General features: G+C 75.4%; 12 protein-coding genes. 8 read left to right on the forward strand and 4 right to left on the reverse strand.

What is annotated here, in order from left to right; translation table 11 throughout:
* The first annotated feature begins 235 nt into the window (after window positions 1–235).
* Complete coding sequence (locus tag ECOMGDLI_RS07965; protein ID WP_088315834.1) at window positions 236–664, forward strand: hypothetical protein; 429 nt, start codon at window positions 236–238, stop codon at window positions 662–664.
* On the forward strand, window positions 661–1107 hold the full coding sequence (locus ECOMGDLI_RS07970) for a hypothetical protein (RefSeq protein WP_088315836.1): 447 nt from the start codon (window positions 661–663) through the stop codon (window positions 1105–1107). Before ECOMGDLI_RS07965 ends, ECOMGDLI_RS07970 begins: the two co-directional genes overlap by 4 nt.
* Before the next feature lie 9 nt (window positions 1108–1116).
* Here the strand turns inward: ECOMGDLI_RS07970 and ECOMGDLI_RS07975 are convergent, their stop codons facing one another.
* From ECOMGDLI_RS07975 to ECOMGDLI_RS07990, 4 genes are all read right to left on the reverse strand, one after another.
* The gene (locus tag ECOMGDLI_RS07975) at window positions 1117–1461 is read right to left on the reverse strand and encodes an MGMT family protein (protein WP_369812726.1); all 345 of its coding nucleotides are present in this window, start codon (window positions 1459–1461) and stop codon (window positions 1117–1119) included.
* A 38-nt stretch (window positions 1462–1499) separates the two neighbouring features.
* Window positions 1500–2594, reverse strand: coding sequence for a phytase (locus ECOMGDLI_RS07980; protein ID WP_158220935.1), 1095 nt, complete (start codon window positions 2592–2594; stop codon window positions 1500–1502).
* A gap of 146 nt (window positions 2595–2740) precedes the next feature.
* On the reverse strand, window positions 2741–4297 hold the full coding sequence (locus ECOMGDLI_RS07985; protein WP_158220936.1) for a phytase: 1557 nt from the start codon (window positions 4295–4297) through the stop codon (window positions 2741–2743).
* A gap of 178 nt (window positions 4298–4475) precedes the next feature.
* On the reverse strand, window positions 4476–6695 hold the full coding sequence (locus ECOMGDLI_RS07990; protein ID WP_088315843.1) for an MMPL family transporter: 2220 nt from the start codon (window positions 6693–6695) through the stop codon (window positions 4476–4478).
* A gap of 133 nt (window positions 6696–6828) precedes the next feature.
* Between ECOMGDLI_RS07990 and ECOMGDLI_RS07995 the strand changes: the two genes are divergently transcribed.
* From ECOMGDLI_RS07995 to ECOMGDLI_RS08020, 6 genes are all read left to right on the forward strand, one after another.
* Window positions 6829–8163: a sensor histidine kinase gene (locus ECOMGDLI_RS07995; RefSeq protein ID WP_143447573.1), complete on the forward strand. Its 1335-nt coding sequence runs from the start codon at window positions 6829–6831 to the stop codon at window positions 8161–8163.
* 44 nt (window positions 8164–8207) lie between these two features.
* Window positions 8208–8864, forward strand: a complete 657-nt coding sequence (locus ECOMGDLI_RS08000; protein ID WP_088315873.1) for a response regulator transcription factor — start codon at window positions 8208–8210, stop codon at window positions 8862–8864.
* Window positions 8864–9607 carry a DUF4097 family beta strand repeat-containing protein gene (locus ECOMGDLI_RS08005; protein WP_088315847.1) on the forward strand — a complete coding sequence of 248 codons (744 nt, stop codon included), beginning with the start codon at window positions 8864–8866 and terminating at the stop codon, window positions 9605–9607. Before ECOMGDLI_RS08000 ends, ECOMGDLI_RS08005 begins: the two co-directional genes overlap by 1 nt.
* 10 nt (window positions 9608–9617) lie before the next feature.
* Window positions 9618–10016 carry a hypothetical protein gene (locus ECOMGDLI_RS08010; protein WP_088315849.1) on the forward strand — a complete coding sequence of 133 codons (399 nt, stop codon included), beginning with the start codon at window positions 9618–9620 and terminating at the stop codon, window positions 10014–10016.
* A 47-nt stretch (window positions 10017–10063) separates the two neighbouring features.
* Entirely contained in the window at window positions 10064–10309 is a 246-nt protein-coding gene (locus ECOMGDLI_RS08015; protein ID WP_198954665.1) for a CDGSH iron-sulfur domain-containing protein, read from the forward strand.
* Window positions 10310–10417: 108 nt separating this feature from the next.
* On the forward strand, window positions 10418–12712 hold the full coding sequence (locus tag ECOMGDLI_RS08020) for a beta-propeller domain-containing protein (protein ID WP_088315853.1): 2295 nt from the start codon (window positions 10418–10420) through the stop codon (window positions 12710–12712).
* Window positions 12713–12789: the final 77 nt, after the last annotated feature.

Genomic DNA, 12789 nt, shown 5'->3' on the forward strand with positions numbered 1-12789 from the left:
CGGCGCTCCCGGACGACCTACCGCCCGACCGTGACCCCGGAGGGGAGCACCCACGTCGACATGTCCACGGGTACCACCTCCTCGTTCTCTCGCACGGTGCCAGGACCGTAGCAGCGACCCCTGCGTGCCGCCGAAGGGTTTACGCACAGGGACGCACGGCTCCGTCGGTTCACCACCGATCCTTGATCACGCCCGGTGGTACAGTCGCGTGGTACACCGACCTGGAGGTGACTGCATGAGCGCCCTCGACGACCTCGTCGCAGCCCTCGACGAGGACGACTCCGACTCGACGAGCACGTCGGTCCGGCAACCTGCATCGCTGCGTCGCGCGCTCAAGGCGGCCGTCCGGCTCGGCTTCGCGGACACCGCGAACGAGGGACTCAACAGCTCGTTGCGGGAGGCACTGGAGGGCTTCGCCATGCGGGCCGCTCTCGAGGCGCACTTCACCGAGCATCCCGACGCCAGGCCCGCCCTGCACCAGGTCGCCGAGGCACTGGCCGTCATCGACCGCGATCCCCTGGCCGAGCGACCCGACCTCATCCGGCAGGCCGCCGCGGAGGTCGTGCAGGTCAGGCCCGATGCGGACGGAGCTGACGTCCTGCTCTGGGCCGCGAGCCTGCTGGCCCACGAGGGCGAACGACGCGCGCGGAAGCGGACGGCGTGACGCCCGGCGTCCGTCCGGGCACCCGACCCGCGGTCGTCGTCCTCGACAACGAGGCTGCGCAGGCCCTCGCACGCAGGGACCATCCGAAGCACACGGAGGCGCTGGCGTTCCTCGTCGCCGCCGGGGGCCGGAGCGGCCGTGGGCCGAGGGCGCACGTCTGCGTCCCGACGGTCGTCCGGGTCGAGGCCGGCATCGACCGGCGTGCGCCGGGCACGGCGGCGTTCAACCGGCTGCGGATCCACGACGTGGCGCTCGACCGCACCGGTGCCGACCGGGCGGCCGGGCTGCGGCACGTGGGCGGATCCGCCGTCGACGCCTGCGTCGCCGTCACCGCGGGCCTGAGCGCCACGGCGAGCGACGTCGTGGTGCTGACGGCGGACCTCACGGACATCCCCCGGCTGCTCGAGGCGGCGGGCGTCGACGCGACGACGCGGCGGATCTGACGCCGCCGCTCAGGCCGCGGGCTCGCCGTCCCACCGCGCGCGCGACAGGTCGACCTTCTCCCCGCCCGCGCGCAGCGGCGTCCGCTCCCGGCGGTAGTGCCGCAGCGCCTGCGCCTCGTGACCCTGCGGCGGCGAGCCGTCGGCCCGCAGCACCCGCCACCACGGGACGGCGCTGCCGTAGCGGGCCATCACGGTGCCGACGGCACGCGGACCGCCGCGGCCGAGGTACTCGGCGACGTCGCCGTACGTCATGACCCGGCCCGGCGGGACGAGCTCGACGACGTCGAGCACGGCCTCGGCGAAGGTGCTCAGGTGCTCGGACGGGTGCAGGGGCTCGGACGGCACGCGGGCCAGTATCGCGGCCCGCGCCGCCGGCGGGCAGGGCGTGTTGGTCAGGGCGCCGCGGGCGGGTCGTCGCCGGTGACGCCCGCGAGCGGGACGAGCTTGAGGTTGCTCATGTCCGCGCCGGTGTTGCGCTCGTCGTGGACGACGAGCAGCCCGCCGGCGAACGCGCCGCCGAAGTCGCGGGCGTCGGCGGCGACGCCGTCCGTCGTCGTGACCTTGTCGACCCCGCCCGCCCCGGCCACCGTGACGCTGCGGACGTACGCGTTGTCGCCGGCGCGGTCGTAGACGGCGATCGTCGAGTCGCCCTGGCTCGACACGAGCAGGTGGCCCCCGCCGTCCGGCCCGGTCGTGAGCGCCAGCCCTTCGACGTCGGCGACGAGGTGCCCGTCGCCGACCCGGCCGACCGCGACCCGGTCGTCGCCGTCGCCGGGCCCGGCGCCGTAGCGCCAGACCGCGACGTCCTCCTCGCCGACGTAGAGCAGGCCGCGTTCGTCGTCCGCGACGCAGCCCTCGCTCTGGCTGCCGACGTCGAGGGTGCGCACCCGCCGGGCGTCGACGCCGTCCGCCGTCACCGTGAGCGCGTACTGCTCGAGGCCGCCGCCGTCCCGCTCGGTGACGAACGCGGAGAGGTCACCGGAGGCGCTGCGGTAGAGGCAGAACCCGTAGTTGGGCCGCAGCGTCGCCGGTCCGGCACCGGGCAGCGGCGTGAGCCGGCGGGTGCCGGGGTCGAGCGTCCAGAACGCGAGGGTGTCGTCGGAGCGGTCGTTCGCCCCGACGAGGACGACGTCCCGGCCGCCGACCGGGACGCCGTCGCGCAGGTCGACGTTGCCGATCTGCCCGCCCGGCAGGAACTGCAGCAGCGCCCCCGAGAGGTCGTACACCGCGATCCCGCCCGGCTCCGCCTTGCTGTCCGCGACGACGACGCTGCGCGCCGGGTCGTCCGCGTCGAACCAGATCGCGCTGTCGTCGGCGATGTCGCCGCTGCCCTCGGGGAAGGGCTCGGTCTCGGCCGCGGGGAACACCGTCCGGACGCCGGACGCCGGCCCCGCGGTCGCGCTGCGGGGGCGGTCCCCGCCGCCGGGCCCACCGTCGCCGCCGGGGGACCCGCCCCGCAGGACGACGAACGCGGCGGCAGCAGCCATCACCACCGCCACCGCGGCCACGACGACCAGGACCGCCGCTCTGCCGGCGCCCGACTCCCCCGGTGCACCCTGTTGCCGCATCCCCGCTCGCCCCCTCCGACGTCCGCGGAACGTACCAGGGCGCGCGGCCGGCGGCCCGTCCCCCGTCAGCCCGTCGTGTACGTGACGACGAGCCGCGCCCCGTTCGCCGTCTCCCGGCTCGACAGGTACCCGAGCGAGCAGCCGGGCGCGCCCTTGACGGCGAGCGTGAACGCCGCGCCCTTCGGCACCGCCGTCGCCGGCAGCGTGACGGGCACACGGACCTTGGCCCCGAGGGTCGCCGACGTGCCGAGGACCACCGGGTCCACCGCGGGTGCCGTCGCGGCCTTCACCGTCTTCTCCGCCCAGGTGTTCCCCGCGGCGTGCACCTCGTACCGGCAGGTCTTCTTCGACGGCGAGTACGGCTCGAGCACCGCGGCGGTGACGGTGGCCGTCGCCGGCACCGTGGTCGCGTCGAAGCGCAGCAGGGTCGTCAGCGTCGTCGTCGACACCCGGAGCGTCGTCGACCCACCGTGGGTCGAGCCGTCGAGGTAGGTGTCCGCGACGGCCGGCAGCGTGACCTGCACGACGGTGCCGGGCGGCGGGGGCGGCGGGTCCGCGGCGGTGACGGCGTCCAGCGGGACGTACTTGAGGTTGCTCATCGTGCCGCCGGAGTTCGACGCGTCGTGGACGACGAGCAGACCGCCGGCGAACGCGCCGCCGAGGTCGGCCGCGACCGCGGCGACGCCGTCCGTCGAGGTGACCTTGTCCACCGTGCCGTTCGCGGCGACCGTGACGCTGCGAACGTACGCGTTGTCGCCGCCGCGCTCGTAGACGGCCACGGTCGAGTCGCCCTGGCTCGACACGAGCAGGTGGCCGGCCCCGCCGGGGCCGTAGGTGAGCGCGAGGCCCTCGACGTCCGCGACGAGCCGGCCCGCGCCGACGGTGTCGACGGCGACCCGGGCGGCGCCGGCGTCCGGCTCCGCGCCGTAGCGCCAGACCGCGACGTCCTCCTCGCCGACGTAGAGCAGGCCGCGCTCGTCGTCCGCGACGCAGCCCTCGCTCTGGCTGCCGACGGCGAGGCTGCGGACGAGCCGGGCGTCGACGGCGCCGGCGGTCTCGAAGAGCTCGTACTGCTCGAGCAGCCCGCCGCCGCTCTGGGTGACGAACGCGTAGGCCGTGCCGCTCACCGGGCTGCGGTACAGGCAGAAGCCGTAGTTCGGCGTCAGCGTCGTGATCGCGCGCGCGGCCACCGGGGTCAGCGCGTGCGTCACGCGGTCGAGCGTCCAGAACATGATCGTGTTCGTCGTCCGGTTGTTCGCCCCGACGAGGGCGACCGGCCCGCCGCCGAGCGGGACGCCGTCCCGGACGTCGATGTTGCCGACCTGCCCGACCGGCAGGTACTGGAGCAGCCGGCCCGCGAGGTCGTACGTCGCGACGCCGCCGGACCCCGCCTTGTTGTCGGCGAGGACGACGCTGTTCGCCGGGTCCGACGTGTCGACCCAGATCGCGCTGTCGTCGGCGATGTCGCCGCTGCCGGACGGGAAGACCTGGGTCTCCGCCACCGGCAGCACCGCGCGGGCCGTCGCCGCAGCGCTGCTGCCCGCGACGCCGACCGCGACCGCCCCGGCCACCGCCGCGACGGCGACCGCCGTTCCCACCACCGTGCCCCGTGCGAGCCGCATGCCCCTGCTCTTCCGTGTCCGGCCGCTGCCCCGTGCCCCCGTCCGGCCCGTGCGGCACATCGCCAGATCCGCGGGACCGTAGCAGCAAGATCGTCAGGACGTCGGGCGGCACGACGGCGGGCCGGCCGCGGGATCGTTCCCGCGACCGGCCCGCCGGTCCGTGGCGCCTTCTGCCGCCTCAGTGGTGGATCGCCGGCAGCCACTTCGGCCCGGTGTGCGCCCGCCGGCCGAGCAGCGCGAGCACCGCCGGGAGGAGGACGCCGCGCACGAGCGTCGCGTCGAGGAGCACCGCGGTCGCCAGGCCGATGCCGAGCTGCTTCATCTCCAGCGACGACAGCGTCCCGAAGATCGCGAACACCGCGACCATGACGGCGGCCGCGCTCGTGACGACGCCCGCCGAGCGGGCCACCCCGAGCCGGACGGCGTCCCGCGGGCCGACCCCGGCCGCCCAGGCCTCGCGCACCCGGCTCACGACGAACACGTGGTAGTCCATCGAGAGGCCGAAGAGCACGACGAACATGAGCAGCGGCAGCCACGCCGCGATCGAGCCGATCGACGTGAAGGCGAGCAACCCCTCCGCCCAGGTGTTCTGGAACACCAGGGTGATGACGCCGTACGCCGCCCCCACCGACAGGGCGTTGAGGACGACGGTCGCCGCCGCGAGCCACGGTGACCCGAACGAGACCGTCATGACGACGAGCGTGAGCACGAGCACGAAGCCGACGACCCACGGGAGCCGCTCGTCGAGCCAGTCCGTGAGGTCGGTGACAGCGGCCGAGCCGCCGACGTGGACCTCGGCACCGGTGCCCGCGAGCGCCTGCTCCACGACGGGGACGACGTCCGCCCGGACCGTGTCGACGGCCGTCCCGAGCCGCGGGTCGGACATGTCCACGGGCACCGGCAGCGGGAGCACGTGCACCGTGCCGTCCGTCGAGGTCTTCACCTGCGGCTCCCCCGCGGCGACCTCACCGGTCGCGACCCCGGCGCGGAAACCCTTCTGCAGCGCCGCATCCACCTGCTCGGACGCCGACGCCGGCGCCCGCACGACGACGTCGACCGTCGTCCCGTCCTGCGGGAACGCGGCGGTGAGGCGGTCGTACGTCGCCACGGAGTCGAAGCTCTTCGGCAGCGACTCCGCGCCGGGCAGCGCGGTGCGCATGCCGAGAGCCGGCAGCGCGAGCGCGACGAGCACGCCGCCCGCCGCCAGCGTCCACACGAGCGGACGCCGGGTCACGGCACCGGCGAGCCGGCCCCACAGCGAGTCGACCGAGCCGCGGCGGGCGGCCCGCCGGGCCGAGAACGGCAGCCTGAGCGCCTCGACCTTGTCGCCGAGGACGACGAGCAGCGCCGGCAGCACGGTCGCCGAGGCGAGCACCGCGACGGCGACGACGAGCATGGTGCCGATCGCGAGCGAGGTGAACATCCCGCCGGCGACGAGCATGCCGCTCATCGCGACGACGACGGTGAGCCCGGAGATGACGACGGCGCGGCCGGCGGTGCGGCCCGCGGTCGTCACAGCCTCGACGACGCCCGCGCCCGCCGCGCGCTCCTCCCGGGAGCGCCGGATGACGAAGAGCGCGTAGTCGACACCGACCGCGAGGCCGATGAGGAGCACGAGGGACTGCGTGTTCTGGTCGACGGGCGTGATCCCGCGGGAGGCCCACGCGGTGAGCCCGAGCGCCGCGACGACGGCCCCGACCCCGAGGAGCACCGGGACGCCCGCCGCGACGACCGCGCCGAACGCGACGAGCAGCACGCCGAGCGTCACGGGCAGGCTGATGTACTCCGCCCGGCGGAAGTCGCTCTCGAGCGCCTCGCCGACCTCGGCGTCGATCGAGCCGGGGCCGACCTGGCCGACCTCGAGCGCCGGGTGGTCGGCGGCGACCCGGTCGGTCACCGCGAGCATCGGGCCCACGGCGTCCTGCGGGGTCGTCGCGCCGTCCGGCGTCGAGCCGTCGGCACGCTGGACGGCGTCCAGCGCGACGGGGACGACGACCGTGCGGCCGTCGGGGGCCAGGGCCGGGTCGCCGACGGCGGCGACGCCCTCGACCCCGGTGTAGACCGCGCTCAGCTCGCGGCCGAGCGCCGCGACCTCGTCGGCGGTGAAGGAGCCCGACCGGGTCGTGAGCACGACGTTCTCGGTGGGCCGGTCGCCGAAGTCCACGGCACCGGCGATCTTCGCCGCGGTCGCGGAGTCCCCGACGAGCTGGTCGTCCGGCTTCGTCGTCACGAGCCCGCCGGAGAGCAGGACCACCGTGCCCGCGAGGACGAGCAGGGCGGCGAAGAGGGTGCGCCAGCGGTGCCGTGCGCACCAACCGGCGATCCCGCCGTGCGGCGGGGCTGCGTCCCGGGGACCCCTCGTGGGGGTGGAGGACGGCGCGGGAGTCGTTGTCGTCATGGTCAACGAGGCTCCCGCCGCACGGGCCGCCGGGCACTGGGGCTCCTCCCCCGATCGGGGGTGGGGGCAGCCCCACCCCGGGACACCGGGCCGCCGCACTCCGCCCCGGTCGGGACGCGCCTACCGTGGACCCGTGAGCACCACGAGCCCGGCCGTGCCGTCGACGACGACGCCGGCCCCCGACCCCGCCGCCGTCCCGGCGCCCCGCCGTCCGGGGGGCGTGCGGGTCCTGCTCCGCACATGGGCCTGGGGCTGGCTCGCCGCAGCCCAGCTCGTCGGCGACCTGCTGCTCGCGGGCCCGTACCTCGTGATTGCCGGCCTGCTCGTCGGCGGCGTCTCCTCGATCGCCGCGCTCGGCGTCGGCATCCCGCTCACCGCGCTGGCGCTGCTCATGGCGTTCGGCGTCGGCTCCTTCGAGCGGTTGCGGGTGCAGGCGTTCACGGGCGTCGTCATCGAGCCGCCGCCCGGGCCGGCCGGGCCGCAGACCTGGTGGCGCCGCTACCTCCTCGACGGGCGTCCCTGGCGGGCCACCGCGCACCTCACCGTCATCGCCCTGTGGGGGCTGCTCGTCGGCACGCTGACGCTCGTGCTGCTCTGCGTGAGCCTGGCGTTCGCCGCGCTGCCGCTGTACTCCGCGGCCCTGCCCGACGGCTCGATCGCCCTGCCGTGGGGGGCCCGGCTCGCACCGCACCTCGGCCTGTTCGCCGCGGGCGTCTTCGGCCTCGTCGTGCTCCCGCTCGTCGCCCGCGGCGCCGTCGGGGTCGACGTCCACCTCGCCCAGTCGCTCCTCGGGCGCAGCCGCCGCGAGCAGGTCCAGGTGCTCGCCGAGCGGGTGGAGACCCTCCAGGTGAGCCGCGCCGGCACCGTCGACTCGGTCGAGCTGGAACGTCGCCGGATCGAGCGCGACCTCCACGACGGCCCGCAGCAGCGGCTCGTGGCGATCGCCATGGACCTCGGCATGGCGAAGGAGAAGCTCGACTCCGACCCGGCGGGCGCCCGTGAGCTCGTCGAGAAGGCGCACGTCTCCGCCAAGGAGGCGATCACCGAGATGCGCCAGGTCGCCCGCGGCATCCACCCGCCGATCCTCACCGACCGCGGCCTGGACGCCGCGCTGTCGGCGCTCGCGGCCCGCTCCCCCGTGCCGGTGACGGTGCGCGTCGAGCCCGGGCCGCGCCCCGGCCCGACGATCGAGGCCATCGCCTACTTCTGCGTGAGCGAGCTGCTGACGAACGTCGCCAAGCACTCCCGGGCGCGGACGGCGTCCGTCGACGTCACGCGGCACGGCCCGACGCTCGTCGTCCGGGTCACCGACGACGGCGTCGGCGGCGTCGACGCCGCCCGCGGCACCGGTCTCGTCGGCCTGCGGCAACGGGTCGCGGCCGTCGACGGCACCATCGACGTGTCCTCCCCGGACGGCGGCCCCACCGTCGTCTCGGTCTTCCTCCCCGAACCCAGGAGCACATCGTGAGCACCGCCCCGTCCGCCGTGCCGCCCGCCGAGGCCACCGCCCGGCTGCGCGTCGTCCTCGCCGAGGACTCCGTGCTGCTGCGCGAGGGTCTGCTGCGTCTGCTGGGGGACAACGGGTTCGACGTCGTCGACGCCGTCGGGGACGCCGAGGCGTTCCTGCGGTCGGTCGAGACGCACCGCCCCGACCTCGTCGTCGTCGACGTCCGGATGCCGCCGACCTTCACGGACGAGGGCGTCCGCGCCGCGCTCGTCGTGCGCCAGCAGTACCCCGACATCGCCGTCCTCGTGCTCTCCCAGTACGTCGAGGAGAACTACGCGACCGAGCTCGTCGCGGCCCGCTCCCGGGGCGTCGGCTACCTGCTCAAGGACCGGGTCGCCGACGTCCGCGAGTTCGTCGACGCGCTGCACCGGGTCGCGGCCGGCGGCACCGCGCTCGACCCTGAGGTCGTCACCCAGCTGCTGTCCCGCTCACGCCGCCGCGACCCGCTCGAACGGCTTACCCCGCGCGAGACCGAGGTGCTCGGGCTCATGGCCGAGGGCCGGTCGAACACGGCGATCGCCCAGGCACTCGTCGTCACCGAGGGCGCGGTCGAGAAGCACGTGTCGAGCATCTTCGCCAAGCTCGACCTGCCGCCGACCGAGCACGACCACCGCCGGGTCCTCGCCGTCCTGCGCTGGCTCGAGCACGAGGAGGAGAGCTGATGGCCTCCCCCGCGGCCGCCGTCGGCCTGCGGGTCGTCGGTCTCGTCGGCCTGCTCGCCCTCGTCGTCGGCGGCGCCGCGAGCCTGGTCGCCGGCTTCTTCGAGGAGCGCAGCACCCGGACCACCGTCGTCGACGGCACGGTGACCGCGCTCGACGTCCGGGCCGGTGCCGGCGACGTCACCGTCGAGGTCGGCCCGGCCGGCGGGCCGACGACGGTGACGGCCGCCAGCACGTGGGCGTTCGACCCGCCGGTCGAGACGAGGACGCTCGACGCCGGCACGCTGCGCCTGTCCGCCACGTGCCCGGCGAGCGCGACGTTCGCGCAGCGCTGCTCGGTCGACTGGACCGTGTCGGTGCCCGCGGACGCCACGGTCACGGTCGCGACGTCGAGCGGGGACATCCGGGTCGAGGACGTCGCGGGCCGGGTCGCCCTGCGGACCGGTGCGGGCGACGTCCGGCTGTCGGCCGTCCGTTCCACGGACGTGCGCGTCGAGACCGGCGCCGGGGACGCGCGGCTCGTCTTCGCGACGGCGCCGGACAGCGTCGTGACGACCACCGGCGCCGGCGACGTCACCGTCGAGGTGCCCGCGGACGGCACGACGTACCGGGTCGTCGGCTCGAGCGGCGTCGGCGAGCGCAGAGTGTCCGTGGCCCAGGACCCTGCGTCACGGCACCTGCTCGATCTCACCTCCGGCGTCGGTGACGTCGTCGTGGCGTCCGGCGCCGCACCCGCCGCCGGGTGAAGATGACCTCATGAACTCCACCACCTCGACCTCCCGCGCCGTCCTCGCCGCCGCGGCCGCCGTCCTCGCCCTCGCGCTCACCGGATGCGGGGTCGCCGAGGACGCCGTCCAGGGGGCGCAGGACGCGGCGTCGGACAAGGCCTCCGAGGCCGTCGACGGGGCGAAGGCCAAGGCGTCCGCCAAGGCCTCCGAGCTCGCGGTCGCGGCCGTGCGCACCCAGATCTGCAACCTCGTCAAGGACGGTTCGCTCTCCGACGCGGACGCCAAGGCGCTCGAGGGCCTCGCCGCGGCCGGTGACGAGGCCGGCGTGCCCGCCGAGGTCGTCGACCTCGCGAAGTCCCTCGCCGACGCGGGCAAGGCCGCCACGGCCGGGCAGGTCTCCGACCTCGAGGCGAAGGCCTGCCAGTAGCCTGCGGCCAGCACCCGTCGACCGGCGGCGGGGCGAACGGAGGCATCGTGTCCAGCACCCCGCAGGATTCCGACGGGGCGCAGGCGCCCACCGTCGTCGTCACCGTGACCGTCGACGGCCCGTACCTGCTCAGCGGGTCGACGGAGATCCGCAACGCCGAGGGCGAGGTCGTCAAGACCGTCACCAAGACGGCGCTCTGCCGCTGCGGCCACAGCGAGAACAAGCCGTTCTGCGACGGCAGCCACCGCCGCGTCGGGTTCACCGACCCGGGTCCGGTGGCGCCGCAGGCCTGACGACCGGACGTCCCGAACTTTCCGCGGGGGCGGTGCAACACGCACCGCCCCCGCGGCGTCCTCGGAGCACCCCGGCCGCACTACCGGGGCCGACACGAGGAGGTCCCTGTGCAGCACACCGACAGCCCGGCCCGCGGTGCCCGGCGCCGCTTCACCGCGGCCGGCGTCACCTTCGCCCTCGTCACCGGAGGGTTGTTCGCGGCGACGTTCGGCCCGACCCTCGCCACGTACGCGGCGGACGACGGCCGGACCGTCGACGGCCGCCCGGCCGCCGGCGCCCCGGACCGGCCCGGCACGCTCAGCGGCGTCCAGAACGCGGCGTACGCGAGCTTCACCGACTGCTCGGCCCTGCTCGACTACTACCGCACGCACGCGCGGCCGATCGTCGGGCCGTACGGCCTGCCCGGCAACCAGTTCGGCGTCATGTTCGACACCGTCGGCGGGGTCGCCACCGCGGCCCGGGCCGCGGGCGGGGCCCCGGTACCCGCCGCCGCGCCGAACGCGGCGGCCGAGGGGACGACGTCCGCCACCGGCACGAACGTCCAGGTCGCGGGCGTCGACGAGGCCGACGTCGCCAAGCGCGTCGGTGACCTCGTCTACTCCGCCGCCCCGGGCACCGTGGACTGGAGCAAGGACCCGAACGGCTCGTCGCTCGCCGCGCTCACCGTGGCCCGGACCCGCGACGGCCGCAGCGAGGTGCTCGGCCGGCTGCGGCTCGACGGCTGGACGGCGCAGAGCATGCTCGTCGACGGGACGACGGTGCTGCTCGTCGGCGGCGCCCCCTGGAAGGAGGGCGACATCGTCGCCCCCGGCCCGGCCCGGATCATGCCCGGCTACGGGTTCGCGAACCGGACCCGGGTGGTCCAGGTCGACGTCAGCGACCCCGCGTCGCCGCGCGTCGTCCGCTCGCTCGTCGTCGACGGCTCCTCGGTAGGCACCCGGCTCGTCGACGGCGTCGCCCGGATCACCGTGAGCGGCGCGACGAACCGGCTCAAGTTCGTGCAGCCGCTCTACCCAGACCAGGGCGGCATCGTGCCCCCGCTCGCCGACGGCGGTCCCGACGCCCCGGTCGTCTCGCCGCCGTACGACGAGGGCGCGGTGAAGAAGGCCGAGAAGAAGGCCACCGCAGCGAACCGGCAGGTCGTCGCCCGGTCGACGATCGACGCCTGGCTGCCGACGTACGAGCTCACCGAGGGCACCGGCGCGCGGCCGACGTCCACGGGGAGCCTGCTGTCGTGCCAGGACGTGTCCGCACCGAAGACGTTCTCCGGCCTCGACACGATGTCGATGCTCACGTTCGACCTGCGCGACACGGCCGGCATCTCGCGCTGGGACGCCGCGGGCGTCGTCGCCTCCGGCGCCCAGCTCTACGCGACGGCCGACCGCACGTACGTCGCGACCACCCCGTGGCAGGACTGGGCGGTCATGAGCCCGACCAAGCAGCTCGTCGCGATGCGCTCCCAGCGCAGCCAGATCCACCTCTTCGACACCACCGGCGGCGCCTCCCCCGTCTACGTCGGCTCCGGCGAGGTGCCGGGCTTCCTGCTCAACCAGTTCTCCATGGACGAGAACGGCGGCTACCTGCGCGTCGCCTCGACGACGATGCCCGACTGGTGGGGCGGCGACAGGGAGCGGACGCCGAGCACCAGCCAGGTCACGGTGCTGCGGATCGGTGAGGACGGCCTCACGAGGACCGGCTCGGTCGGCGGGCTCGGGAAGACCGAGACGATCCGGGCGGTGCGGTTCCTCGGTGACGTCGGCTACGTCGTCACGTACCGGCAGACCGACCCGCTCTACACGATCGACCTGTCCGACCCGACGGCGCCGCGGGTGGCCGGTGAGCTGAAGATCCTCGGCTACTCGGCGTACCTGCACCCGGTCGGTGACGGGCTCGTCCTCGGCGTCGGCCAGGACGCGACCGCGAAGGGTGTGACGACCGGGCTCCAGATGGCGCTCTTCGACGTCTCCGACCCGGCGCAGCCGCGACGGGTCGACACCGTGAACATGCCGGGGGCCTGGTCGGACGTCGAGGGCGACCACCACGCCTTCACGTTCGCCGACGGGCTCGCTCTCGTGCCCTACACCCGGTGGATCGACCCGGGCGCCCCGGTCGCGCCGTCCGACGACACGGTCGGCGCCGTGGCACCGGGCCAGCAGGGCTTCGACGCCGGCGTCGTCGCCGTCCGGATGACGGGCACCGGGGCAGGCAGCCGGTTCACCGAGCCCGTCGTCCTGCGGCCGATCGGCTCCGGCCCGCAGGCGGTCGACCCCACGACCGGCGAGACCGGCCCGGCCCCGCTGCGGACGTTCGTCGGCGACGGCTCGGTGTGGACCGTGACCACGGGCGGCATCGCCGCCCACGACGCCCGCACCCTCGCCCGGACCGACTTCACGAGGTTCTGAGCCCTCGCTTCCCGCGCTGGTGACGCGGGGTCAGCGGGAGCGGCGCAGGCGCGGGGCGGGGGCGCTCGGGTCGTGGC

Source organism: Kineosporia sp. R_H_3 (assembly GCF_002198675.1).
Taxonomy (GTDB): Bacteria; Actinomycetota; Actinomycetes; order Actinomycetales; family Kineosporiaceae; genus R-H-3.

What these genes read in the sequence shown, in the direction of transcription:
- ECOMGDLI_RS07965 (WP_088315834.1), top strand. Translation starts at nt 236, where the DNA reads ATGAGCGCCCTCGACGACCTCGTCGCAGCCCTCGACGAGGACGACTCC.
- ECOMGDLI_RS07980 (WP_158220935.1), bottom strand. Translation starts at nt 2,594, where the DNA reads ATGGCTGCTGCCGCCGCGTTCGTCGTCCTGCGGGGCGGGTCCCCCGGC.
- ECOMGDLI_RS07985 (WP_158220936.1), bottom strand. Translation starts at nt 4,297, where the DNA reads ATGCGGCTCGCACGGGGCACGGTGGTGGGAACGGCGGTCGCCGTCGCG.
- ECOMGDLI_RS07990 (WP_088315843.1), bottom strand. Translation starts at nt 6,695, where the DNA reads ATGACGACAACGACTCCCGCGCCGTCCTCCACCCCCACGAGGGGTCCC.
- ECOMGDLI_RS08005 (WP_088315847.1), top strand. Translation starts at nt 8,864, where the DNA reads ATGGCCTCCCCCGCGGCCGCCGTCGGCCTGCGGGTCGTCGGTCTCGTC.
- ECOMGDLI_RS08010 (WP_088315849.1), top strand. Translation starts at nt 9,618, where the DNA reads ATGAACTCCACCACCTCGACCTCCCGCGCCGTCCTCGCCGCCGCGGCC.